Annotated in this window: 23 protein-coding genes; 12 read left to right on the top strand and 11 right to left on the bottom strand. The window is 59.3% G+C overall.

Annotated elements, in window-relative coordinates:
• Positions 1–24: 24 nt before the first annotated feature.
• Together trmA and LOY28_RS25750 are read right to left on the bottom strand one after the other, a co-directional pair.
• Complete coding sequence (gene trmA / locus LOY28_RS25755) at positions 25–1,104, bottom strand: tRNA (uridine(54)-C5)-methyltransferase TrmA (RefSeq protein ID WP_018925808.1); 1,080 nt, start codon at positions 1,102–1,104, stop codon at positions 25–27.
• On the bottom strand, positions 1,101–2,396 hold the full coding sequence (locus LOY28_RS25750; RefSeq protein WP_018925809.1) for an NCS2 family permease: 1,296 nt from the start codon (positions 2,394–2,396) through the stop codon (positions 1,101–1,103). Before LOY28_RS25750 ends, trmA begins: the two co-directional genes overlap by 4 nt.
• Before the next feature lie 235 nt (positions 2,397–2,631).
• Here LOY28_RS25750 and LOY28_RS25745 point away from each other — a divergent pair, with 235 nt between their 5' ends.
• Both LOY28_RS25745 and LOY28_RS25740 read left to right on the top strand, forming a co-directional pair.
• The gene (locus tag LOY28_RS25745) at positions 2,632–3,078 is read left to right on the top strand and encodes a YolA family protein (protein WP_167331177.1); all 447 of its coding nucleotides are present in this window, start codon (positions 2,632–2,634) and stop codon (positions 3,076–3,078) included.
• Between the two features lie 67 nt (positions 3,079–3,145).
• The gene (locus LOY28_RS25740) at positions 3,146–3,697 is read left to right on the top strand and encodes a DJ-1 family glyoxalase III (protein ID WP_064620512.1); all 552 of its coding nucleotides are present in this window, start codon (positions 3,146–3,148) and stop codon (positions 3,695–3,697) included.
• Positions 3,698–3,706: 9 nt separating this feature from the next.
• Here LOY28_RS25740 and LOY28_RS25735 read toward each other — a convergent pair whose 3' ends face one another.
• Positions 3,707–4,945 carry an MFS transporter gene (locus tag LOY28_RS25735; RefSeq protein ID WP_258612703.1) on the bottom strand — a complete coding sequence of 413 codons (1,239 nt, stop codon included), beginning with the start codon at positions 4,943–4,945 and terminating at the stop codon, positions 3,707–3,709.
• Positions 4,946–5,471: 526 nt separating this feature from the next.
• Here LOY28_RS25735 and LOY28_RS25730 point away from each other — a divergent pair.
• The 3 genes from LOY28_RS25730 to LOY28_RS25720 are packed head-to-tail and all read left to right on the top strand — an operon-like array spanning position 5,472 to position 8,147.
• Complete coding sequence (locus LOY28_RS25730) at positions 5,472–6,911, top strand: cytochrome ubiquinol oxidase subunit I (protein ID WP_018925813.1); 1,440 nt, start codon at positions 5,472–5,474, stop codon at positions 6,909–6,911.
• 3 nt (positions 6,912–6,914) lie between these two features.
• Positions 6,915–7,922 carry a cytochrome d ubiquinol oxidase subunit II gene (gene cydB, locus LOY28_RS25725; protein WP_018925814.1) on the top strand — a complete coding sequence of 336 codons (1,008 nt, stop codon included), beginning with the start codon at positions 6,915–6,917 and terminating at the stop codon, positions 7,920–7,922.
• A gap of 57 nt (positions 7,923–7,979) precedes the next feature.
• Positions 7,980–8,147 (top strand): DUF2474 domain-containing protein, encoded by a 168-nt coding sequence (locus LOY28_RS25720; protein ID WP_081625770.1) that lies wholly within the window; start codon positions 7,980–7,982, stop codon positions 8,145–8,147.
• A 71-nt stretch (positions 8,148–8,218) separates the two neighbouring features.
• Here LOY28_RS25720 and LOY28_RS25715 read toward each other — a convergent pair whose 3' ends face one another.
• Together LOY28_RS25715 and LOY28_RS25710 are read right to left on the bottom strand one after the other, a co-directional pair.
• Positions 8,219–9,343, bottom strand: coding sequence for a class I SAM-dependent methyltransferase (locus LOY28_RS25715; protein WP_258612702.1), 1,125 nt, complete (start codon positions 9,341–9,343; stop codon positions 8,219–8,221).
• Positions 9,344–9,527: 184 nt separating this feature from the next.
• Positions 9,528–10,238: an autoinducer binding domain-containing protein gene (locus LOY28_RS25710; RefSeq protein WP_064620506.1), complete on the bottom strand. Its 711-nt coding sequence runs from the start codon at positions 10,236–10,238 to the stop codon at positions 9,528–9,530.
• Positions 10,239–10,528: 290 nt separating this feature from the next.
• On the opposite strand from LOY28_RS25710, the gene LOY28_RS25705 reads away from it, so the two are divergent.
• On the top strand, positions 10,529–11,305 hold the full coding sequence (locus tag LOY28_RS25705) for a ferredoxin--NADP reductase (RefSeq protein ID WP_064620502.1): 777 nt from the start codon (positions 10,529–10,531) through the stop codon (positions 11,303–11,305).
• Between the two features lie 44 nt (positions 11,306–11,349).
• Here LOY28_RS25705 and mscL read toward each other — a convergent pair whose 3' ends face one another.
• A complete protein-coding gene (gene mscL, locus LOY28_RS25700; protein WP_018925819.1) occupies positions 11,350–11,763 on the bottom strand; it encodes a large-conductance mechanosensitive channel protein MscL in 414 nt (137 codons plus the stop codon).
• Positions 11,764–12,048: 285 nt separating this feature from the next.
• On the opposite strand from mscL, the gene katB reads away from it, so the two are divergent.
• From katB to radA, 3 genes are read left to right on the top strand one after another with little or no spacing between them, the layout of a single operon-like run.
• Positions 12,049–13,590: a catalase KatB gene (gene katB / locus LOY28_RS25695; RefSeq protein WP_064620499.1), complete on the top strand. Its 1,542-nt coding sequence runs from the start codon at positions 12,049–12,051 to the stop codon at positions 13,588–13,590.
• 57 nt (positions 13,591–13,647) lie between these two features.
• Positions 13,648–14,202, top strand: coding sequence for an ankyrin repeat domain-containing protein (locus LOY28_RS25690; RefSeq protein ID WP_018925821.1), 555 nt, complete (start codon positions 13,648–13,650; stop codon positions 14,200–14,202).
• Between the two features lie 45 nt (positions 14,203–14,247).
• Positions 14,248–15,615, top strand: coding sequence for a DNA repair protein RadA (radA, locus tag LOY28_RS25685; RefSeq protein WP_019581287.1), 1,368 nt, complete (start codon positions 14,248–14,250; stop codon positions 15,613–15,615).
• 63 nt (positions 15,616–15,678) lie between these two features.
• Here radA and LOY28_RS25680 read toward each other — a convergent pair whose 3' ends face one another.
• On the bottom strand, positions 15,679–16,047 hold the full coding sequence (locus LOY28_RS25680) for a PilZ domain-containing protein (protein WP_018925823.1): 369 nt from the start codon (positions 16,045–16,047) through the stop codon (positions 15,679–15,681).
• A gap of 160 nt (positions 16,048–16,207) precedes the next feature.
• Between LOY28_RS25680 and LOY28_RS25675 the strand changes: the two genes are divergently transcribed.
• From LOY28_RS25675 to yjiA, 3 genes are all read left to right on the top strand, one after another.
• Positions 16,208–18,274, top strand: a complete 2,067-nt coding sequence (locus LOY28_RS25675; RefSeq protein ID WP_086945914.1) for a carbon starvation CstA family protein — start codon at positions 16,208–16,210, stop codon at positions 18,272–18,274.
• 15 nt (positions 18,275–18,289) lie between these two features.
• Positions 18,290–18,487: a YbdD/YjiX family protein gene (locus LOY28_RS25670; protein ID WP_007937254.1), complete on the top strand. Its 198-nt coding sequence runs from the start codon at positions 18,290–18,292 to the stop codon at positions 18,485–18,487.
• 121 nt (positions 18,488–18,608) lie between these two features.
• Positions 18,609–19,580 (top strand): GTPase, encoded by a 972-nt coding sequence (gene yjiA / locus LOY28_RS25665; protein WP_258612701.1) that lies wholly within the window; start codon positions 18,609–18,611, stop codon positions 19,578–19,580.
• A gap of 118 nt (positions 19,581–19,698) precedes the next feature.
• Here the strand turns inward: yjiA and LOY28_RS25660 are convergent, their stop codons facing one another.
• From LOY28_RS25660 to glyA, 4 genes are all read right to left on the bottom strand, one after another.
• On the bottom strand, positions 19,699–20,388 hold the full coding sequence (locus tag LOY28_RS25660; RefSeq protein ID WP_018925863.1) for a GntR family transcriptional regulator: 690 nt from the start codon (positions 20,386–20,388) through the stop codon (positions 19,699–19,701).
• Positions 20,389–20,414: 26 nt separating this feature from the next.
• The gene (locus LOY28_RS25655; RefSeq protein ID WP_018925864.1) at positions 20,415–21,119 is read right to left on the bottom strand and encodes a FadR/GntR family transcriptional regulator; all 705 of its coding nucleotides are present in this window, start codon (positions 21,117–21,119) and stop codon (positions 20,415–20,417) included.
• Positions 21,120–21,172: 53 nt separating this feature from the next.
• On the bottom strand, positions 21,173–22,486 hold the full coding sequence (locus LOY28_RS25650; RefSeq protein WP_018925865.1) for a C4-dicarboxylate transporter DctA: 1,314 nt from the start codon (positions 22,484–22,486) through the stop codon (positions 21,173–21,175).
• Positions 22,487–22,741: 255 nt separating this feature from the next.
• Positions 22,742–23,995, bottom strand: a complete 1,254-nt coding sequence (gene glyA, locus LOY28_RS25645) for a serine hydroxymethyltransferase (protein ID WP_018925867.1) — start codon at positions 23,993–23,995, stop codon at positions 22,742–22,744.
• Positions 23,996–24,110: the final 115 nt, after the last annotated feature.

The following is a 24,110-nucleotide window of genomic DNA, read 5'->3' as shown; positions in this document are numbered from 1 at the left end:
GGCTGATCTGTGTAACGGTTGCAATCAACGACGGGTCAACAACACTCCGGATTCCATGTGATGGGTCCACGGGAACTGGTCGAACATCGCGCATTGAGTAATGCGGTGAGTGTCGTTCAGTTGGGCGATGTTGGCCGCGAGGGTTTCCGGGTTGCAGGAGATGTAGAGGATGTTGTCGAAGCGCCGGGTCAGTTCGCAAGTATCCGGGTCCATGCCGGCGCGGGGTGGATCGACGAACACGCTACCGAACTCGTAGCTCTTGAGGTCGATGCCGTGCAGGCGACGGAACGGGCGAACTTCGTTCAGGGCTTCGGTCAATTCTTCGGCAGACAAACGCACCAGCGTGACGTTATCCACCGTGTTTTCGCTCAGGTTGCTGAGCGCTGCGTTGACCGAGGTCTTGCTGATTTCGGTGGCCAGCACTTTGCGCACGCGCGTAGCGAGCGGCAAAGTGAAGTTGCCGTTGCCGCAATACAGCTCCAGCAAGTCGTCGGAACGATCGCCAAGGGCGTCATACGCCCAGTTGAGCATCTTCTGGTTCACCGTGCCGTTGGGTTGGGTGAACGCGCCTTCCGGCTGGCGATAGCTGAAGGTGCGGCCGCCGACTTCAAGTTGCTCGACCACGTAATCGTGACCGATCACTTCGCGTTTGCCCTTGGAGCGACCGATGATGCTGACGTTCAGGTCGGCTGCCAGCTTCGATGCCGCCGCGTGCCAGTGCTCGTCCAGCGGGCGGTGGTAGCACAGGGTGATCATCGCATCGCCGGCCAGCGTGGTCAGGAACTCCACTTGGAACAGTTTGTGGCTCAGGGCTGCACTCGCTTGCCACGCCGCCTTGAGCTGCGGCATCAACTGGTTGATGCGCAGGCTTGCGATCGGGAACTCTTCGATCAGGATCGGCGTGCGTTTGTCTTCCTGGGAAAACATTGCGTAGTGGCGCTCGCCGGCTTCACGCCACAGGCGGAATTCGGCACGCAGGCGGAAGTTTTTCAGCGGCGAATCGAACACCGCAGGCTCGGGCGCACCGAACGGGGCCAGCAGATCACGCAGGCGCGTGACCTTTTCTTCGAGCTGAACGGCGTAGGCCTGGGAATCAAAAGTCATGCGTTGAACCAACCTAACTTGATCACGAACAGAATCGACAGAACCACCAACGCCGAGTTCAGCTCACGGCCACGGCCGGACAGCAACTTGATGGCGGTCCAGGAAATGAATCCGAACGCGATGCCGTTGGCGATGGAGTAAGTGAATGGCATAGCCAGTGCGGTGACTACCACTGGCGCGGCAACGGTGATGTCGTCCCAGTCTATTTCCGCCAGCCCCGAGGTCATCAATACGGCGACGAACAGCAAGGCAGGTGCGGTGGCGAAGGCCGGTACGCTGGCGGCCAGTGGTGCGAAGAACAGCGCCAGCAGGAACAGAATCGCCACCACGACGGCGGTCAGGCCGGTGCGGCCACCGGCACTCACGCCGGCTGCGGATTCGATATAGCTGGTGGTAGTCGAGGTGCCCAGCAACGAGCCGGCCATGGCCGCGGTGCTGTCGGCGATCAGGGCACGACCCATTTTCGGCATGTGGCCGTCCTTGCCCATCAGGCCGGCGCGCTTGGCGACGCCGATCAGGGTGCCGGAGTTGTCGAACAGATCGACGAACAGGAACGCGAAGATCACGCTGACCAGACCGATGTCCAGTGCGCCTTTGATGTCCAGTTGCAGGAAGGTCGGTGCCAGCGACGGTGGCATCGACATCACGCCGCCGAACGGGCTGAAGCCCAGCAGGATGGAAACGATGGTCACCGACAGAATGCCGATCAGCACCGCACCGCGCACTTTCAGGGCCTCCAGGGCAACGATCAGGGCAAAGCCCAGGGTTGCGAGGATCGGCGCCGGTTGCTTCAGGTCGCCGAGGCCGACCATGGTCGCCGGGTTGCTGACGACGATGCCGGCGTTGTGCAGGGCGATCAGTGCCAGGAACAGGCCGATGCCGGCGGCAATCGCCGAACGTAGCGCCAACGGGATGCTGTTGATGATCCATTCACGGATGCGGAAGATCGACAGCAGGAAAAACATCACCGCCGAGAGGAACACCGCACCCAGCGCCACTTGCCAGGTGTGGCCCATATGCAGGACCACGGTGTAGGTGAAGAAGGCGTTCAGGCCCATGCCCGGTGCCAGGGCGATCGGGTAGTTGGCGATCAGGCCCATGGTCGTCGAGCCGATGGCGGCTGCCAGACAGGTGGCGACAAACACCGCGCCTTTGTCCATGCCGGTCTCGCCGAGGATGCTCGGGTTGACGAACAGAATGTAGGCCATGGCCAAAAAGGTCGTGACGCCCGCCAGAATCTCGGTCCGCACGTTGGTGTTGTGTGCCTTGAGTTGAAACAGCCTTTCCAGCATGTCTGCTCCCCGTGGCGCGCCCGGCGCCGTGAATGTATCGACCTCAACAGCAAAGCACAGACCGCCGTAGGCGCCTGGGAATTTTCTGTGGGTCGGAAAAAGCCGCGCATCATACCAGCAGCGTGGAGCCATGGCTGCTTATGGCTGCGATCGTCGTCGATGTTTTGCCAAAAAGGGAACTGCGCCATACTGCGCGCTGTTTTTTTAGGGCAGGGAAGGGCGGAATATGAAGTACATGAGCACGCGCGTGGTTGCCGTATTCACGATGTTGATCGCGTTGTTCCTGGGTGCCCAAACCGCCTCGGCAGCGTCGGCTCCACCACTGAGTCAGGTCAAGGTGCTCAAGGTCGAGTCGCCCAACTGTGGCTTTGAAGATATTGCGGACAAGCAGGAGCAGACCCGTTGCGATCACCAGGGGCCGAACATCAAGGTGTACGTGCTGGAAGTCGGTTACGGTCGCGAAGCCCATGTTGCCCTGGACGGTTTCGAAGTGGATGGCACCCGGACCCCTGTCTGTGCTTTTGATACCGGCAACCTGACCGAGTGCTCAGCCGGGAAAAAAACTGTCGGCTATCTGTACATCTTTAACCTGGCAGGCAAGCAGGACGGCATCTTCACATTCAGCAACACCTCCATCAACGCGCCGGGCAACACGATGTCGACGCAGCTTTACATCAAGTAACGGCCAGGCTCGAACAAGGGGCAGGAAAGCTGACTACGCTTTAAAGATCATTCTCTGGACCGCGCCCATGACCTTTAGAGCCCTGATTACCCTCGCCGAGGGCATCGACGATCTGCAAACCGTGACCCTGATCGATGTTCTGCGCCGCGCCAAGGTTGAAGTGGTGGTGGCCAGTATCGAGTCGCGGCGCATGCTGACCTGCGCTCGCGGCACCCGCCTGACCGCCGATGCGATGCTGATCGATTTGCTGGCCCAACCCTTCGACTTGATCGTTTTGCCCGGCGGCGCCGTGGGGGCGCAGCATTTGGCGGCCCACCAACCCCTGCAACAATTGATCAAGGACCAGGTCGCCGCCGGGCGCTTGTTCGCCGGCATTGCCGAAGCGCCGGCGCTGGCGCTGCAGACTTTTGGCGTGCTGCGTCAGCGGCGCATGACGTGCCTGCCTTCCGTCAGCCATCAATTGTCGGGCTGCAACTTCGTCGATCAACCGGTGGTGGTCGATGGCAACTGCATCACCGCCCAGGGTTCGGGCGCCGCACTGGAGTTTGCGCTGACGCTGGTGGAGCAACTCTGCGGCAAAGCCACGCGGTCGGCGGTGGCGGGGGAATTGCTGGTGTAGAAGACGGCTTCAGGCCCTGACCTCTTCCACTGGCACATGCATGCGGTCGCGGTTGGCCAGGGTCGGGAACAGTCTGACCCAGACCCCGGTCACCATCAGTGTGCCGATGCCGCCCATCACCACGGCCGGTACGGTGCCGAACCAGTGGGCCGTCAAGCCAGACTCGAATTCGCCGAGCTGATTCGAAGCACCGATGAACAAGCCATTCACGGCACTGACCCGGCCGCGCATCTCGTCCGGGGTTTCCAGCTGCACGAACGAGGCGCGGATCACCATGCTGATCATGTCTGCCGCGCCTAAAACCACCAACACAGCGAGAGAGAACCAGAACGAAGTCGACAGGCCGAAAGCGATGGTCGCCACGCCGAATACACCCACGGCGGTAAACATCACCCGTCCGACGTTGCGTTCCACGGCAAATCGCGCCAGAAACAGCGACATCAGCAGTGCGCCCACCGCCGGGGCCGAACGCAGCAGGCCCAGACCCCAAGGGCCGGTCAGCAGAATATCTTTGGCGAACACCGGCAGCAGCGCAGTCGCGCCACCCAGCAAGACGGCAAACAGATCCAGGGAAATCGCCCCGAGAATATCCGGACGGCTGCGAATGAAGCGGATGCCTGCGAGCAGCGAATCCAGGGTTGCCTTGCCCTTGTTCAACGGTGTCTGCCGAGCCGGTAGGTTAAGCATCAGCGCGCAGGCGATGAGGTAGAGGATCACCGTCGGGCCATACACCCAGACGCTGCCGAAGGCGTAAAGCAAACCGCCCAGCGCCGGGGCAACGATGGTGGCCGATTGCTGCGCAGATTGCGCGGCAGCAACCGCGCGCGGGAATAAGGCACTGGGGACGATGCTCGGCAGCAAGGCCTGGGTGGTCGGCATCTCGAAGGAGCGGGCGGCGCCGAGCAGGAATGCGAGGATGAAGATCATCTCCCGGGTGACTTGGTCAGTCGCGCTGCCGATGGCCAGCGACAGGGCGATCAGCGCTTGCACGGACTGACAGATCGCCGCGACCTTGCGCCGGTCATAGCGATCCGCCACATGCCCGGTGTGCAGCATGAACAACACCCGCGGGGCAAATTCCACCAGACCCACCAGACCCAGATCGAGCACATTGCCGGTCAGTTGATACAGATTCCAGCCGATGGCCACGGTCAGCATTTGAAAACCGCTGGCGGTAAATACCCGAGCCAGCCAGAACGCAATAAAAGGGCGGTGATGACGTAACAGCAGGGGCGCTTGGCTGGGCATCTGAAGGCAAGTCTGGGTGAGGGGAAGGGCGAGATTATCACCAACCTGTAACCAGGAGTTGCGAGCACGGAAAATTTAGTTAGCTAGACACCGATCCCACAGAACATACAAATACCCTGTGGCGAGGGAGCTTGCTCCCGCTGGGATGCGAAGCAGCCCCGAACCTGCTACCCCATACCACAGGCACATCGCGTTACCCGGTTTTACGACTGCTGCGCAGCCGAGCGGGAGCAAGCTCCCTCGCCACAGGGAATTCATTGCAACGCATGACCAAACCCGTGAGGCAACCTGTCACGCGGCAATAGACCACACCGTCCATCGGCAAAAATGCGACTACTCTTTCAACGTTGCTTGATCCAGATCAAGACCCTTCGTGGAAATGATCCGGTGGCCAGATGGCCAGATTCCCTACGTTGTGATGATGGTAGAAAAAGAACGAGTTCAAATTCGCCACACTCCATAACCGTGGGGGCAGTGGGTGCAGGCCGCAAGCCTTCAGCCAGTATTACCTGACAGAGGAAGACTTATGTTCGGTTTGGAGGCGCTTGATCTCGCCCGGATTCAGTTCGCGTTCACCATTTCGTTCCACATCCTGTTCCCGGCCATCACCATTGGCCTGGCGAGTTACCTGGCGGTACTCGAAGGCCTGTGGCTGAAGACGCACAACGACACTTACCGCGATCTGTACCATTTCTGGTCGAAGATCTTTGCCGTCAACTTCGGCATGGGCGTGGTGTCCGGCCTGGTCATGGCCTATCAGTTCGGCACCAACTGGAGCCGCTTCTCGGATTTCGCCGGTTCCGTGACCGGGCCGTTGCTGACCTACGAGGTACTCACTGCGTTCTTCCTCGAAGCCGGCTTCCTCGGCGTCATGCTGTTCGGCTGGAACAGGGTCGGGCGCAAGCTGCACTTCTTCGCCACCGTCATGGTCGCCATCGGTACCCTGATCTCGACCTTCTGGATTCTCGCCTCCAACAGCTGGATGCAGACCCCGCAGGGCTACGAAATCGTCAACGGCCAAGTCATTCCAGTGGACTGGCTGGCGATCATTTTCAACCCGTCGTTCCCTTACCGCCTGATGCACATGGCCACGGCGGCGTTCGTCGCTACCGCCTTCTTCGTCGGTTCGTCGGCGGCCTGGCATTTGCTGCGCGGCAAGGACAACCCGGCCATCCGCACCATGCTCTCGATGGCCATGTGGATGGCACTGATCGTGGCGCCGATTCAGGCCGTCATCGGTGACTTCCACGGCCTCAATACCCTCGAGCACCAGCCGGCGAAAATCGCTGCGATTGAAGGTCACTGGGAAAATGTCGGCGATGAGCCGACCCCGTTGATCCTGTTCGGCTGGCCGGACATGAAAGCCGAAAAGACCAAATTCGCGGTCGAGATTCCGTACCTGGGCAGCTTGATCCTGACCCACACCCTGGACAAACAGGTGCCGGCGCTCAAGGAGTTCCCGCCTGAAGACCGGCCGAATTCGACCATCGTGTTCTGGTCGTTCCGGGTCATGGTCGGCCTGGGTTTCCTGATGATCTTCACCGGTTTGTGGAGCCTGTGGCTGCGCAAGCGCGACACGCTGTATACCTCGCGTCCGTTCCTGTATCTGGCACTGTGGATGGGCCCATCCGGCCTGATCGCGATTCTCGCTGGCTGGTTCACCACTGAAATCGGCCGTCAGCCGTGGGTGGTCTACGGCTTGATGCGCACGGCGGATGCGTCCTCCGGGCATAGCTTCGTGCAGATGAGCATCACCTTGATCATGTTCGTCGTGGTGTATTTCGCGCTGTTTGGTGCCGGTCTTGGCTACATGATGCGCCTGGTGCGCAAAGGGCCGAAGATCGACGAAGGCAAGGAAACCAACGAAGGCGGTCCTGGCCAGAAGCGCACGCCAGCCCGTCCGCTGTCCGCCGCCGACGACAACGGTGACGGCGATCACAACCACAGCCTGACCAAGGAGATTTGAATCATGGGTATTGATCTTCCGCTGATCTGGGCCGTGATCATCATCTTCGGCATCATGATGTACGTGGTCATGGACGGCTTCGACCTGGGGATCGGGATTCTTTTTCCGTTCATCAAGGGCAAGACCGACCGTGACGTGATGATGAACACCGTCGCCCCGGTCTGGGACGGCAACGAAACCTGGTTGGTATTGGGCGGCGCGGCATTGTTCGGCGCCTTCCCGCTGGCCTATTCGGTGGTGCTCTCGGCGTTGTACCTGCCGCTGATTTTCATGCTGATCGGGCTGATTTTCCGTGGCGTGGCCTTTGAGTTTCGCTTCAAGGCCAAGGACGCCAAGCGCCACTTGTGGGACAAGGCATTCATCGGTGGTTCGATCGCCGCGACCTTCTTCCAGGGCGTGGCATTGGGTGCGTTCATCGATGGGCTGCCGGTGGTCAATCGTCAGTTTGCCGGTGGTTCACTCGACTGGCTGACGCCGTTCACGATGTTCTGTGGCGCGGCGCTGGTAGTGGCTTATGCGCTGCTCGGTTGCACCTGGCTGATCATGAAGACCGAAGGCAAGCTGCAGGAACAGATGCATGACCTGGCGCGACCATTGGCCTTCGTGTTGCTGGCGGTGATTGGCATCGTCAGCGTCTGGACGCCGTTGGCCCACGCCGAGATCGCCGCACGCTGGTTCACCCTGCCTAATCTGTTCTGGTTCCTGCCGGTGCCGATTCTGGTGCTGGTAACCCTGTACGGTCTGATTCGCGCGGTGGCTCGCAATGCGCATTACACGCCATTCCTGTTGACCCTGGTGCTGATCTTCCTCGGCTACAGCGGTCTGGGTATCAGCCTGTGGCCGAACATCGTGCCGCCGTCGATCTCGATCTGGGACGCTGCCGCACCGCCGCAGAGCCAGGGCTTCATGCTGGTGGGCACGCTGTTCATCATCCCGTTCATCCTGGGTTACACCTTCTGGAGCTACTACGTGTTCCGCGGCAAGGTCACCCATGAAGACGGTTACCACTAGCCCATACGAATACGGCGCAAGGTTGATACCTGCGCCGTTGCAGAGGAGAACGCGATGATGGCTGGCAAACCTGATTTGCAGGAAATCGAAGCCGCAGAGAAAAAGCCGCTTTGGCAACGACTCGGCTGGCTGGCGTTGATCTGGGCCGGCAGCGTTGGGGCACTGTTCATCGTGGCCACGCTGATGCGCATGTTCATGAATGCCGCGGGCCTGAGCACCCACTGAAATTCCCATCCCGTTGCCTTGCGGCACGGATTTTTAACCCTCCTGCGACGGAGGGTTTTTTTTGCCTGCTTTTATTTGCGTGCCTTGAGAATCACGAACTTGGGAGTAGCGGCTACTTGTTCGACGCCGCGGAACAGCCGCGCAAGCTTGCTGTGATAGCCCAGATGACGGTTGCCGACGATGTACAGCGCGCCGCCCACCACCAGCGCTTCGCGCGCTTGCTGGAACATCCGCCAGGCCAGGAAATCGCCGACCACTTGCTGTTGGTGGAATGGCGGATTGCACAGCACCACGTCGAGGGATTGGGGTTCCTGCCCCGCCAACCCATCGCCGGCACGTACGATCACGTCACGATCACCCAGCGCCGCGCGCCAGTTTTCAGCGGCCGATTGCACGGCCATGAATGACTCGTCCACCAATGTGTAATGGGCCTCGGGGTTTTGCAGGGCGCTGGCGATCGCCAGCACGCCGTTGCCACACCCCAGATCGGCGACCCGCGCTGTGCCGAGGTTGTTCGGCAAATGCGGCAGAAAGGCTCGCGTGCCGATATCCAGCCCTTCGCGACAGAACACGTTGGCGTGATTGAGCAGTTCGATTGCAGGCGTGTCGAGTCGATAGCGCGTGGGGTATGGAGAGACAGCGGGGGCTTTGGTTTCGGGCGTGGCGATCAGCATCCGAGCCTTCTTCACGGCCAGCGAGGCTTGCACCGGGCCGATGTAGCGCTCCAGCAGATCGCCCGCGGCACGTGGCAGGTGCTTGACCATCGCGGCGGCAATCACTTGAGCACCGGGAGCCAATTGACCCTGTAGCCGGATCAGTTGCTCTTCCAGCAAGGCCAGGGTTTTCGGTACCCGGATCAATACTCGGTCAAACGGCCCGACGAACGCTTCGCTGGCTGGTACGCTCGGCACCGCATCAAACGCCTGGCCATTGCGCATGAGGTTTTTTTCGAGCCCCTGAAAGGCCAGAAATGAATCGCCGCTGCTGGTCACTCGGACCTTGCCCGCAAGGCTAACGGCCAATGCGCCGAAGCTGTCGTTGAGCACCAGTACGCGAGTATCTGCCGTCGGTTGTTGCCCGGCCAGATGATTGAGCAGGTATTCGTCTGCGGCATCAAACGCTTGCAGCGGTTCGTTCTGCTGTTCTGGCTGGCGGATCAGGTCGAGTTGGGCGAAAGAAGTTTCGAGCAGAGGCATGAGGCGGAGGGCTCTGGGTAGTCAGCGGAGATAATCAACGAGTGGCCGCCGGACGTTGTAGCGGGCGGAGCCATCCGAGCGGACTGCGTCGTGGACGCTTCACACGACATCACTCGGGATGGAGCGCAGATGGTACGTTTTTTTGGTCTGGATTACTTGCAGGGATTACCTGATTCGAACAGTTTCAGATGACGCCAGCTTTCGCTGCCCTGATCACCGCCGCGATCTTGTTATTGACGCCAAGTTTGTGGATGGCGTTCTTTATATGGAAACGCACAGTGCTTTCGCTCACGCAGAGGATGATTGCGATCTCGCAGGCCGTCTTGCCCACGGCTGAGTATTTCAGCACCTCGATTTCTCTGCATGACAAACTCGTTGTGGGCGGCTTCAGCGAGGAGGCCGGCAGGTCTTTCGCGATAATCCCGTGCAGGTGACGGTTGATAAACATCGCGTAGCCCAGATTTTTGTACAGTTCATATGCGGTAATCGGGCAATGGGTTCTGGCCACGCTCAGGATACTGCAAAGCCCGTTCTTATCATGAACGGATTGGGACCAACCGTAGTGCAACCCCTGGTTTTTTTGCGCTTGCCACAGCCGTGGTGTTTTTGAATAGCACTCTTCTTGCCAGAGAATCGGTACTTCGGAGCCGCAGCAGTGGGCTAGTATTGGATCAACCGTATCGTAATGCTCGTTTTGATATTTCGTGTTCCATTCGCTAGGGTAATTATTCAGGATTATCTTATGGCGGTGTGTCCCTGTTGTTGGGGATGTTATTGAAAATGCACAAAAATTAAAGCCCATATTTTTAACGAGGTTAAGCGATATTTCGTACGCGGTCTCTATTTTTTGAGCGCAAGAAAGCTGTGTTAGCTGTGACTCCTTCCACACTTTCATTTGGTAACTCCATGCGGAATTTCTTGGGGGGTGCCGATTGGATCCAAGATCCGGCACGTCCCAGAGTGTAGGAGAATTCTTACAAGCATGCTGAACTATTTTGCTCTTGAAAAATCCTGTAGCTGCATAACTAGTTCTTAGCGTTGTTTTAGGGTTATACAAAATCAACACTCCGGTACTAGTTCTTTATTGCACTGCCCAAGTCTCTGCACGAATAACACTACAAACCATCGGTGTTTACGTCGTCTGCTTTGGGGGACACTGGTGTCATCTGTTGATCGGAGCGGCCCATGACTGCCAGTGTTGAAAAATTCACTCGTCAGACCTTGCTTGAGGTCCAGCCGTTGACTCCGAACCTGTTCACCCTGCGTACCACCAGGGATGCGGGCTTTCGTTTCCGAGCGGGGCAGTTCGCCCGGCTGGGTGTCACCAAGACAGACGGCAGCACGGTATGGCGGGCTTATTCCATGGTCTCTTCGCCCTATGACGAGTTCCTTGAGTTCTTCTCTATTGTTGTGCCGGGAGGGGAATTCACCAGTGAGCTGAGTCGGCTGGAAGCTGGCGATACGCTGCTGGTCGACCGTCAGGCCTTCGGTTATCTGACGCTGGATCGCTTCGTCGATGGCCGTGATCTCTGGTTGTTATCCACAGGCACGGGCGTGGCGCCGTTTCTGTCGATCCTGCAGGACTTCGAAGTTTGGGAGAAATTCGAACGAATCATCCTGGTCTACAGCGTGCGCGAAGCGCGGGAGCTGGCGTACCAGGCATTGATTGCGGAGCTAGCGCAGCGTGACTACCTGGCCGAGTACGCGCACAAACTGCAATTCATTCCCACCGTCACCCGCGAACAGCATCCGGGTGCCTTGAACGGGCGGATCACCAGCCTCATCGAGAATGGCGAACTGGAACAGACGGCCGGTGTAGCGCTGACTGCCGAGCATTCGCGGGTGATGCTCTGCGGTAACCCACAGATGATCGATGAGACGCGCAAGCTACTGAAACAACGGGACATGCACTTGAGCCTCAGTCGCCGACCTGGCCAAGTGGCGGTGGAAACCTACTGGTAAACAAACGGCGCCCCGAAGGCGCCGTTTCTCTGGGCAATCAGCGATCAGGGCCGATTGTTCTGAGCCTTGAGCAGATCGCGGATCTCGCTCAGCAATTCTTCTTCCTTGGTCGGAACCGGCGGCAGGGTTGGCGCAACGGCCTCTTCGCGTTTCAGACGGTTGATGGCCTTGACGCCCATGAAGATCGCGAAGGCGACAATGATGAAGTCGATCATGCTCTGGATGAACTTGCCATACGCCAGCACCACTGCCGGGACATTACCGTTAGCGGCCTTGAGTGTGATGGCCAGATCACTGAAGTCCACCCCACCGATCAGCAAGCCGATTGGCGGCATCACCACGTCGCCGACAAATGACGTAACGATTTTGCCGAAGGCAGCGCCGATGATGATACCGACGGCCATGTCGACCACATTACCTTTGACCGCGAAGGCCTTGAACTCACTTATCACGCCCATAGGTTATTTCCTTGTTACAGATGAGGTTGGTGAACGCAGTGTAAATCAGCAAAGCGCCCCTTGCTTGAAACGCCTTCTTACAATGCCCGTGTCTATCGACACAACTTCCGGTTATTAGTTTACAAAATTCCACTCTTCGCGCGCGTCTACCCGCTCTAGACCGGGCTTTCCAGAACCTTTTCGCTATCGGCCCGGTACGGGATTTCTATTTATGTTTTGGCCTTTGGGTCACTAGCCTCTGTGGTGCGCACCAGGATGCGCTTAATAAAACCAGAGGAAACTTCCATGACAACTCCCCTTGGCCTCGGGGCTTTTCCCCTTCGTCGTACCTTCGGCGTTCTGAGCGTCAGCCTGCTGTCCTTCTCCATCAACGCTGCGACGTTGACCCGTGATAATGGTGCCGCTGTCGGCGACAACCAGAACTCGCAAACCGCCGGCGCGACCGGGCCGGTGCTGTTGCAAGACGTACAGTTGATTCAGAAGCTCCAGCGTTTCGACCGTGAACGCATTCCTGAGCGTGTGGTGCATGCCCGTGGCACTGGCGCCCATGGCACGTTCACCGTGACTGACGACCTCAGTGACTTGACCAAGGCCAAGGTATTCGCCGGCGGCCAGAGCACGCCGGTATTTGTGCGTTTCTCCGCGGTGGTCCATGGCAACCACTCCCCGGAAACCCTGCGTGACCCGCGGGGGTTCGCCACCAAGTTCTACACCGCCGACGGTAACTGGGACCTGGTCGGCAACAATTTCCCGACCTTCTTCATCCGGGACGCCATCAAGTTTCCGGACATGGTCCATGCCTTCAAGCCGGACCCGCGCACCAATCTTGACGATGACTCCCGTCGTTTCGATTTCTTCTCTCATGTTCCGGAAGCCACTCGCACCTTGACCGAGTTGTATTCCAACTCCGGCACCCCGGCCAGTTATCGGGAGATGGACGGCAACAGTGTGCATGCCTACAAGTTGGTTAACGCCCAGGGCGAAGTTCACTATGTAAAGTTTCACTGGAAAAGTTTGCAGGGAATAAAAAATCTCACTCCTAAAGAAGTCGCCAATGTTCAAGGTCAAGATTACAGTCATATGACCAACGACTTGGTTGCTCATATCAACAAGGGGGACTTTCCGAAGTGGGACTTGTACGTCCAGGTTCTAAATCCTCAAGATTTGTCCAAGTTTGATTTCGATCCATTGGACGCCACCAAGATCTGGCCCGGTGTTCCTGAGCGAAAAGTTGGACAGATGGTATTGAACCGTAATCCGGCGAATGTATTCCAGGAAACCGAACAAGTGGCGATGGCACCGGCCAACTTGGTTCCGGGTATCGAGCCTTCGGAAGATCGCTTATTGCAGGGGCGAGTGTTCTCGTATGCCGATACCCAACTGTATCGCCTGGGGGCCAATGCACTGCAGTTGCCGATCAACGCACCGAAAGTCGCCGTGAACAACGGTAATCAGGATGGTGCGATGAACATCGGCGCCAGCAGCACGGGGGTGAATTACCAGCCGAGCCGTCTGCTGCCCCGTGAGGAGCCGCAAACTGCGCGTTACAGCCAGTCGACCCTGTCGGGCAGCACGCAGCAGGCGAAGATTCAACGTGAGCAGAACTTCAAGCAGGCCGGTGATCTGTATCGCTCGTTCAACCAGAAGGAACGTCAGGACCTGATCGACAGCTTCGGCGGCTCCCTGGCCACCACCGATGACGAGAGCAAGCACATCATTCTGTCCTTCCTGTACAAGGCCGACCCGGAATACGGGACAGGCGTAACCAAAGTGGCCAAGGGTGATCTGGCCCGGGTCAAGGCGTTGGCGGCCAAACTGGTCGACTGATCTATCTGCCTGAAGCGGGGCCTCGTACGAGGTCCCGTCTGACCAAGGAGTCCCGCCATGCGTGTTTATCTGTCTGTGTTTCTGGCGTGCGTGTCGTTCGGTGTATTCGCCGGTCCTGACGCGCAAGTCTCGAAGGACCCCGAGGCGCTGAAAGCGCAATTACAGGATTACTATTTCGATGCCGCCCGAAGGGGGGATGTGCCGATGCTCGAGACTTTCATCGAGGCAGGCTATTCCCTCGACACCCGCGACAGCAAGGGTTACACCGCGTTGATACTGGCCGCCTATCACGGTCAGGGGGCTGCCGTGGAGCGCTTGTTGGCGGCCGGGGCGGACGCCTGCGCTCAGGACCAACGCGGCAATACCGCGCTGATGGGCGCGATTTTCAAAGGCGAAGTGCAGATCGCTCGAACCCTGCTGGCCGCCAATTGCAGCCCCGACCAACGCAACGGCGCCGGGCAGACTGCCGCCATGTATGCCGGGTTGTTCAAGCGCGTCGAGTTGCTCGACGCACTCAAGGCCAAAGGGGCGGACCTGAACGCCGAGGATCCGTTGGGCAACAGTGCCGCGCGTCTGGCCAGCGGTGAAATCCGCACGGCGGCGCCGCGCTGATCCGCGTCAGCTGAGCTATCATCGCGGTTTTTGCCGGGAGTTCAGATGGCCAAGGCCAAGCGCATGTACGGCTGCACCGAGTGTGGCTCAACCTTCCCCAAGTGGGCCGGCCAGTGCGGCGAATGCGGAGCCTGGAACACGCTGACCGAAACCATGGTGGAGAGTGGCGGCGCCGCGGCCCCCAGCGGTCGCACCGGTTGGACCGGCCAGCAGGCACAGATCAAGACCCTGGCCGAAGTCAGCGTCGAAGAAATTCCGCGTTTTTCCACGGCGTCCAGTGAGCTCGATCGTGTTTTGGGTGGCGGCCTGGTGGATGGCTCGGTGGTGTTGATCGGTGGTGACCCCGGCATCGGCAAGTCGACGATTCTGTTGCAAACCTTGTGCAACCTCGCCAAGAGCATGCCGGCGCTGTATGTCACCGGCGAAGAGTCCCAGCAACAAGTGGCCATGCGTGCCCGGCGGCTGGGCTTGCCTCAGGATCAACTGCGGGTGATGACTGAAACCTGTATTGAAACCATCATTGCCACCGCCCGGCAGGAAAAGCCCAAGGTGATGGTGATCGACTCGATTCAGACGATCTTCACCGAGCAACTGCAGTCGGCACCGGGGGGCGTCTCCCAGGTGCGCGAAAGTGCGGCATTGCTGGTGCGTTACGCCAAGCAAAGCGGCACGGCGATTTTCCTCGTGGGCCATGTCACTAAAGAAGGTGCGCTGGCCGGCCCCCGAGTGCTGGAGCACATGGTCGACACCGTTCTGTATTTCGAAGGCGAATCCGATGGGCGCCTGCGTTTGCTGCGGGCGGTGAAAAACCGGTTCGGCGCGGTGAATGAACTGGGCGTGTTCGGCATGACCGACAAAGGACTGAAAGAAGTCTCCAACCCTTCGGCGATTTTCCTGACACGCGCTCAGGAAGAAGTCCCGGGCAGTGTGGTCATGGCCACCTGGGAAGGCACCCGGCCGATGCTGGTGGAAGTCCAGGCGCTGGTAGATGACAGCCACCTGGCCAACCCGCGCCGGGTGACGCTCGGTCTGGATCAGAATCGCCTGGCCATGTTGTTGGCGGTTTTGCACCGCCACGGCGGCATCCCGACCCACGATCAGGACGTGTTCCTCAACGTGGTCGGCGGTGTGAAGGTCCTGGAAACCGCTTCTGATCTGGCGCTGATGGCGGCGGTCATGTCCAGTTTGCGCAACCGGCCGCTGCCGCACGATCTGCTGGTGTTTGGCGAAGTCGGGTTGTCGGGTGAAGTACGCCCGGTACCGAGTGGCCAGGAGCGCTTGAAAGAGGCGGCCAAGCACGGCTTCAAACGCGCCATCGTACCCAAGGGCAACGCGCCGAAAGAGCCGCCGCCGGGGTTGCAGATTATCGCCGTGACGCGCCTGGAACAGGCCCTCGACGCACTGTTCGAATAAACCGTAAACGGGACACAAACCCTGTGGGAGCGAGCAGGCTCCCACAATGGAAGGGGGAGGCCTTCAGGCTTCGATCAGGGCACCCAATTCGCGCTCTAGTTCCCGGGGATCGCCCAGGTTGAACTCAATCAACCGCCGCAGGCGCTCGATGGATTCCAGGCTGATGTGTTTGCAGACGAACCCGAGCTGGTCATGGTCATCGTGGGTCAGTTGCACATCCATCTTGATGGCGAGGTCATCGTTGAGATGAATATCGACCAGGAAATGCCATTCCCGATTACCCAGCCATGGCTCGGGCTTCTCGACCAGCAGTCCCTTGAGCGACAGGTCAATCAGCCGCACCGGCCAGGTGAATTCCCCTTGGCTCAGCTCGGTTCGGGCATCGAACGCAATACGTCTGAAGCGGCGGCGATCGGCAGGTTGTTCGCTCATGGCGCAATCCTCGTAAAGGTTCGCTGACTATAGACCTGCATTGCCGGAGGCTGCCAGCACAGTGATGGCTCTAGACTGATGTCGAACTATGGTCTTTGCCGCCAGTAGCGCTAAACTCGAGATGGCTGTCTTTCTTGTCCACTCTGGCTGGAATCATAAAATGAAAAATAATAATAGCCCGCTACGCCACTTACCCTGGCTGCTGCTGGCAGTCGTAGGAGCGTGCGCCCTGGGCGTAGTGGCATTGCGTCGAGGCGAGGCGATCAACGCCTTGTGGATCGTTGTCGCAGCCGTCGCTATCTATCTTGTCGCATACCGCTACTACAGCCTGTTCATTGCTAACAATGTGATGCAACTCGATTCGCGTCGGGCTACACCTGCCGTAATCAACAATGACGGTCTGGACTACGTGCCGACCAACAAACACATTCTTTTCGGCCACCACTTCGCGGCCATCGCCGGCGCGGGGCCGCTGGTCGGTCCGGTGTTGGCGGCGCAGATGGGCTACCTGCCCGGTACGCTGTGGCTGATTGCCGGCGTGGTTCTGGCCGGTGCGGTTCAGGACTTCATGGTCCTGTTCATGTCCACCCGCCGCAACGGTCGCTCCCTGGGCGACATGGTTCGTGAAGAAATGGGCCGCATCCCCGGGACCATCGCGCTGTTTGGCTGCTTCCTGATCATGATCATCATCCTCGCGGTGCTGGCGCTGATCGTGGTCAAGGCCCTGGCCGAGAGCCCGTGGGGCATTTTCACGGTGATGGCGACCATCCCGATCGCGATGTTCATGGGCGTCTACATGCGCTACATCCGCCCGGGCCGTATCGGTGAAATCTCGGTGATCGGCGTGGCGTTGCTGCTGGGTTCGATCTGGCTGGGCGGGCAGATCGCCGCTGACCCGGTGTGGGCCAAGGCGTTCAGCTTTACCGGGGTCCAGATCACCTGGATGCTGATCGGCTACGGTTTCGTGGCAGCCGTGTTGCCGGTGTGGCTGATTCTGGCGCCGCGTGATTACCTGTCCACGTTCCTCAAGATCGGCACCATCGTTGCGCTGGCGATCGGCATTCTGATCACCATGCCCGTGCTGAAAATGCCGGCATTGACCCAGTTCATTGACGGCACCGGGCCGGTGTGGAAGGGCGGGCTGTTCCCGTTCCTGTTCATCACCATTGCCTGTGGCGCAGTGTCGGGTTTCCATGCGCTGATTGCTTCCGGCACCACGCCGAAGCTGCTGGATAACGAAGTCAACGCTCGCTACATCGGTTACGGCGGCATGTTGATGGAATCCTTCGTGGCGATCATGGCGATGGTGGCCGCTTCGGTGATCGAACCGGGCGTGTACTTCGCCATGAACAGCCCGGCCGCGGTTGTCGGCGGTGATGTGGTGGCGGTAGCGACAGCGGTCAGCAATTGGGGCTTTGCCATCACGCCGGAAGCGTTGCAGGCGGTGGCCAAGGACATCGGTGAAACCACCGTCCTGGCCCGTGCCGGCGGTGCGCCGACCCTGGCGGTCGGTATCGCGCAGATCCTGCACAGCGTGCTGCCGGGCGAAAACACCATGGCGTTCTGGTACCACTTCGCGATCCTGTTCGAAGCACTGTTCATCCTGACCGCGGTCGACGCCGGTACCCGTGCCGGGCGTTTCATGCTGCAGGACTTGCTCGGCTCATTCGTACCGGCGCTGAGACGCACCGAGTCCTGGACCGCCAACCTGATCGCCACCGCCGGTTGCGTGGCGATGTGGGGCTACCTGCTGTACCAAGGCGTGATCGATCCACTGGGTGGCATCAACACCTTGTGGCCATTGTTCGGTATCTCCAACCAGATGCTGGCCGGTATCGCGCTGATGCTGGCAACCGTTGTGCTGATCAAAATGAAACGCCAACGCTATATCTGGGTCACCATGCTGCCAGCCGTTTGGTTGCTGATCTGCACCACCACTGCAGGCTTCATCAAGCTGTTCGACGCCAACCCGGCGATCGGCTTCCTGTCGCTGGCCAAGAAGTACAGCGATGCCCTGGCCAACGGTCAGATCCTCGCTCCGGCCAAGAGCATCGAGCAGATGCAGCACGTGATCTACAACGCCTACACCAACGCAACGCTGACCGCGCTGTTCCTGTTCGTGGTGTTCAGCATCCTGTTCTATGCGCTCAAGGTCGGTATTGCCGCCTGGGGCACCAAAGAACGCACGGATAAAGAATCGCCATTCCAGGCTCTGCCGGATGCGTAACCTGAGGATTGCAGCATGTTCAATGACCTGAGTCGCCTCGGTAAATACCTCGGTCAGGCCGCGCGCCTGATGGTCGGCATGCCCGACTACGACAACTACGTCGAGCATATGCAAACCAAACACCCGGACAAACCGGTGATGAGTTACGAGGCGTTCTTTCGGGAGCGCCAAGAGGCTCGCTACGGCGGCAAGGGTGGACCGAAGTGCTGTTGATGTACGCGGTTTAGGTAACACACCACTGTAGGAGCAGGGCTTGTCGGCGAAGGCGATCTTCAAGATGCTTTCGCCGGCAAACCTGGCTCCTACAGTTTTTTTGCGTCCGGGAGATCTTATTTTGTTAGCGCCAATCCCTGTCACGATCCTCAGCGGCTTTCTCGGCGCTGGCAAAACCACCTTGTTGCGCCACCTGCTCAAAGCCGAGCACGGCCTGAAAATCGCCGTGATCGAAAACGAGTTCAGTGACGCCGGCATCGACACCCAACTGTTGGGCGACGAGCCAGTGCAAGTGATGACGCTGTCCAACGGCTGCGTCTGCTGCACCATCCACACCGATTTGACCAAAGCGCTGTACCTGCTACTGGAGCGCCTGGACAGTGGCGAAATCGCCTTTGACCGCCTGGTGATCGAATGCACCGGTCTGGCCGACCCGGCCCCGGTGGCACAAACCTTTTTTATCGATGAAGAGCTGCGCGAGCGCTACATCCTCGACGGCATCATCACCCTGGTGGACGCGGCTCATGCCGAACTGCACCTGACCCAGACCATTGCCCAGGCGCAGATCGGTTTTGCCGACCGCTTGCTGGTGAGCAAGCGCGATCTGGTGGATGAGCCGAGCTTCACTGCCCTCAGCGAACGCCTGACCCGGATCAACCGTCGCGCGCCGATTCGTGTGGTCGACCACGGTAAGATTGATCTGGCCGAATTGCTCGATGTGCGTGGCTTCAACCTCAATGCCGACCTCGGTGGTGGCGTGAGTTTGCGCCCGGTGAGCAAGGCGCCCTCCATCGATCGCATTTCCAGCCTGGTGCTGCGTACCGACAAACCGCTGGATATCGACAAGCTCAGCGAGTTCATGAACGAACTGCTGGAAGACCATGGCAAGCAATTGCTGCGCTACAAAGGCGTTTTGAACATTCTTGGTGAGCCGCGGCGCATGGTGTTCCAGGGCGTGCTGAAACTGTACGGCTTCGATTGGGATACCGAGTGGGCGGACGATGACACGCGCGAAAGCGTGATCGTGTTTATTGCCGATGAGTTGCCGGAGGAGAAGATTCGCGAGGGGTTTGCGCGGGTTGCGGCGCAGTAAGCCCCGACATTTTCAGCGGGCCCGATGCCGTCGTCGCAAGCAGGTCGAATCGTCGCACCGTCGCTCCCACAAGGGGATGCATTTCCAGTGTGGGATCGAGCCTGCTCGCGATGGCAATCTACCCGGCAACACGATTCTGGCTGAGTACTGATCCGGAGTGCAGCAGTACCTCCTCAAGATGATCCAGATGCCGGTGCATCAACATTTCGGCCATCACCACATTCCCACGTTCCACCGCATCGACAATCCCCATGTGCTCCTGCCATCCGCAATAATCACCGGTCTGAGCGTCATACTGCGCAATCGCCAATGAAGTCAGCGGCACCAGACTGCCAAGAAAATGCGCCAGCGGTGCATTTCCCGCCATTTCGGCCAGTTGCAAGTGAAACTCCCCCGATAACCGGATCGCTGGACCACGCTCCTTGCATTGGCGTTCGCTTTCGATCAAGGCTCGCAGGCGCTTCAGGTTTTGCGCACGAGGTTGCTGGCAGGCAAGTTTCACTAGCGTGACTTCGGTCAGACGGCGAGCATGAAGCGTCTGACGGGTCTGTTCGGCATCGGGATCGGCGACCCGGGGGCGATGATTGGTCCGCAGGATGATGATCTGCTGATGGGACAGCTGCGTCAGTACTCCACGAATGTCACTGCGCCTGGCACCGAACATCTGCGCCAGGCTTTCTTCGGTAAAGCGACTGGCCGCATTGATACGCTGTTCGAGAATGGCGTCGAAGATTCGCGAATAGAGATCATCCACCGGCGGGCGAAAGGGCAGGGCAACAAGAGTTTGTGGTGAGGCGAAGCTGTTCATGGCCTGTCTCCAGTTCGAAGAGGGGGTCAACTGCCGAGGTGGTCGTCCGGGATATTCAATTCGATGCCCATCCGTTGACCTTCCCGAAGGATGTGCCGACGCATTTCGGCGCTGGCCTGGGCGCTGTTTTTGCTGCGGATCGCTCGTACCATGGCTTCGCTTTCTTCAAGGCGCTCAGCCAAGTGCTCCGGAGAATTGCGCAGCACGTCGGCGCTTTGCTTGAGGGCATTGCTGGTCTGCTGCACCACGCTCTGGAAAATCGGGTTCGAGGTCAGGGTGAACAACTCTTCGTGGAACGCGATGTAGGCGTTCACACCGGCCTCGCTGTCATTGGCTTCCAGGGCTTCGCGCATGTCCATCAGGGTCAGGCGCAGTTGCCCGACTTCCTTGCTGCTGATGGACTGCGCCACCAGGCCGACGATGAATGGTTCGAGGGTGTAGCGCAGTTGCAGCACGTCTTCCAGGCTGGCCCCGGCGACTGCGCTGTCGTGGCTTTGGCTGTCACTGAGATTGGCCTCCAGCACCACCACGCCTTTGCCCGGCATCGAGCGCACCAGCCCGAGGGTTTCCAGCACGATCACCGCTTCGCGCAGGCTTGGGCGGCTGATGCCCAGTTGTTCGGCCAGTTCACGCTGGCCCGGCAGCATGTCGCCGGAACGCCACTGACCGCGGGCCAGAGCGGCCCGAAGTTTTTCTACCACTGAATTTACGACGGTTGACGAGGTAATCACTGTTCGCTCCAAATCGCGATAAATGTGCCTGCCCGTGGGCAGGCACACGTTGTTTAAAATTCCTGCTGATGTGCCGGGACCACCGGTTTTCTCGGCTGGAAGGTATAACCCACCTGGCCGGACAGCACTTTGTTTGCCCGTTGGATATCGATGTCCTTTTCCCAGCGAGCAATGGCCACCGTGGCGACGCAGTTACCAATCAGATTGGTCAGCGCCCGGCCGATGCCCATGAACCAGTCCACCGCCAGCACCAGCACCAGGCCCACCACCGGAATTGCCGGGATCGCCGTCAGGGTGGCGGCGAGAATCACCAGCGCCGAGCCGGGAATCCCGTGGGCGCCTTTGGAGGTGATCAGCGACACCAGCAGAATCGTCAGCAGGTCAGTCATGGCCAGCGGCGTGCCGGTGGCATTGGCGATGAACACAATGGCCAGGGTCAGGTAGATCGAAAAACCATCAAGGTTGAACGAATACCCGGTCGGAATCACCAGGCCGACCGTGGAGCTGCCGATGCCCAGATGCTCAAGCTTGCGCATGATTTGTGGCAGCACGGCGTCGGAAGAAGCGGTGCCCATGACGATCAGCAGTTCTTCGCGCAGGTACTTGAGCAGTGGCCACATCCGCAGGCCCGAGAGGCGCATCACCAGGCCGAGAATCAGCGCCACGAATGCCGCGCAGGTCAGGTAAAACAGGCCGACCAGGCTGCCCAGGTGTTGCAGCGAGTCCAGGCCATATTTGCTGGTAGTGAAGGCGATGGCGCCGAAGACGCCGATCGGCGCCAGGCGCACGATCATGCCCATGATGCGGAAGATTACATGGCTCAGCTCGTTGATCAGCCGGGAAATACCCGACGCCGCTTCACCCACCAGATTCAGCGCGCTGCCGAACAGCACCGAAAACAGCAGGACTTGCAGGATGTTGTTGTCGGCGAAGGCGCCGATCACCGAGGTCGGAATCAGGTCCATCAGGAACTGCGTGGTGGTGTGCATGTGCTGACCGCGCTGGGCGATGTCGCCCATGTCGGCGGCGGAGAGCTGCTCCAGATGAATGTTCGCGCCGCTGCCGATGCCGGTTGTGAAGGCGAACACCAGGCCGATCACCAGGGCGATGGTGGTCAGTATTTCGAAGTAGATGACCGATTTGAGGCCGATGCGTCCGACCTTCTTCAGGTCACCGGCACCGCTGATGCCGCTAACCACCACGCAAAACACGATCAGGCCAATAAGCATCTTGATCAGTTTGATGAAGCCGTCGCCAAGGGGTTTGAGTTGGGCGGAGTATTCGGGAAGGGTCAGCCCGCAGACGATGCCGAGCACCAGTCCGAGAACCACTTGAAGGAAGATTGAACGCGAGCACCATCTGAGCATGGGAGGAATCCTGGTCGGTGTCCTGGCTGCCGTGCGCCAAGCGCATCAGATTCAGGACTTAATTATTGTGGTCTTACCGGTATGTCCAGTGCAGGCGCAGTCTACGCTGGATTTTTTCAGGATTACAAGGGGACGCAGCAAAGTTGGCATGACCGGTCTGACCAGTGGTGCCAACCCCAATTGATCTTTATGGCGGACGAAAAAAAACCGGCCATCACTGGCCGGTTTTTTCATTGCTGCGGTTTAGCGGGGCAATTAAGCGCCGTACACCGGCAGTTTCTTGCAGATGGCCTTGACCTTCTCACGAACGGCGTCGATCACCGCTTCGTTGTTCAGGTCAGCCAGGATGTCGCAGATCCAGCCGGCCAGCTCTTTGCATTCGGCTTCCTTGAAGCCGCGAGTGGTCACAGCCGGGGTACCGAAACGCAGGCCGGAGGTGACGAACGGGGAGCGTGGATCGTTCGGTACCGAGTTCTTGTTCACGGTGATGAACGCTTTGCCCAGTGCAGCGTCGGCGTCTTTACCGGAGATTTCCTGCTTGATCAGCGACAGCAGGAACAGGTGGTTCTGAGTACCGCCCGACACCACGTCGAAACCGCGCTCGATGAACACGCCGGCCATGGCCTGGGCGTTTTTCACCACTTGTTGCTGGTAGGCCTTGAACTCAGGCTGCAGCGCTTCCTTGAAGCAGATCGCCTTGGCAGCGATCACGTGCTCCAGCGGGCCGCCCTGGGCGCCCGGGAATACTGCGGAGTTCAGCTTCTTCTCGATGTCGGCGTTGGCGCGAGCCAGGATCAGGCCGCCACGTGGACCGCGCAGGGTTTTGTGGGTGGTGGTGGTCACCACGTCAGCGAAAGGCACCGGGTTCGGGTAGACGCCAGCGGCGACCAGACCGGCCACGTGGGCCATGTCGACGAACAGGTAAGCACCAACCTTGTCAGCGATAGCGCGGAAGCGTGGGAAGTCCAGAACCTGCGAGTAGGCAGAGAAACCGGCCACGATCATTTTCGGCTTGTGCTCAACGGCCAGACGCTCGACTTCGTCGTAGTCGATCAGGCCATTGGCATCGATGCCGTACTGAACGGCGTTGTACAGCTTGCCGGAGGAAGAAACGCTGGCACCGTGGGTCAGGTGACCACCGTGAGCCAGGCTCATGCCCAGAATGGTGTCGCCCGCTTGCAGCAGGGCCAGGTAAACGGCGCTGTTGGCTTGCGAACCGGCGTGCGGCTGAACGTTGGCGTAATCGGCGCCGAACAGCTCTTTGGCGCGGTCGATGGCCAGTTGTTCGACGATATCGACGAACTCGCAACCACCGTAGTAGCGCTTGCCCGGGTAGCCTTCGGCGTACTTGTTGGTCAGTACCGAGCCTTGAGCTTCCATCACCGCAGGGCTGGTGTAGTTTTCCGAAGCGATCAGCTCAATGTGTTCTTCCTGGCGCTGAGCTTCTTGCTCCATGGCGGCAAAAAGATCGGCGTCGAACTTGGCAATAGTCAAATCACGGCTGAACATGGCGGTCCTCAAGGATCGGGGCAGAAAAGGGAGGCATTCTAACCCAACCGCTTTTAGATGGCATATGAAAGGACATCATGTCGCAGACAAGTGGTGTTCATGCGCAGGATTTGTA

Origin of the sequence: Pseudomonas sp. B21-017 (assembly GCF_024749245.1) — a bacterium.
Classification (GTDB): domain Bacteria; phylum Pseudomonadota; class Gammaproteobacteria; order Pseudomonadales; family Pseudomonadaceae; genus Aquipseudomonas.
This window is presented reverse-complemented; position numbering and strand designations above follow the sequence as displayed.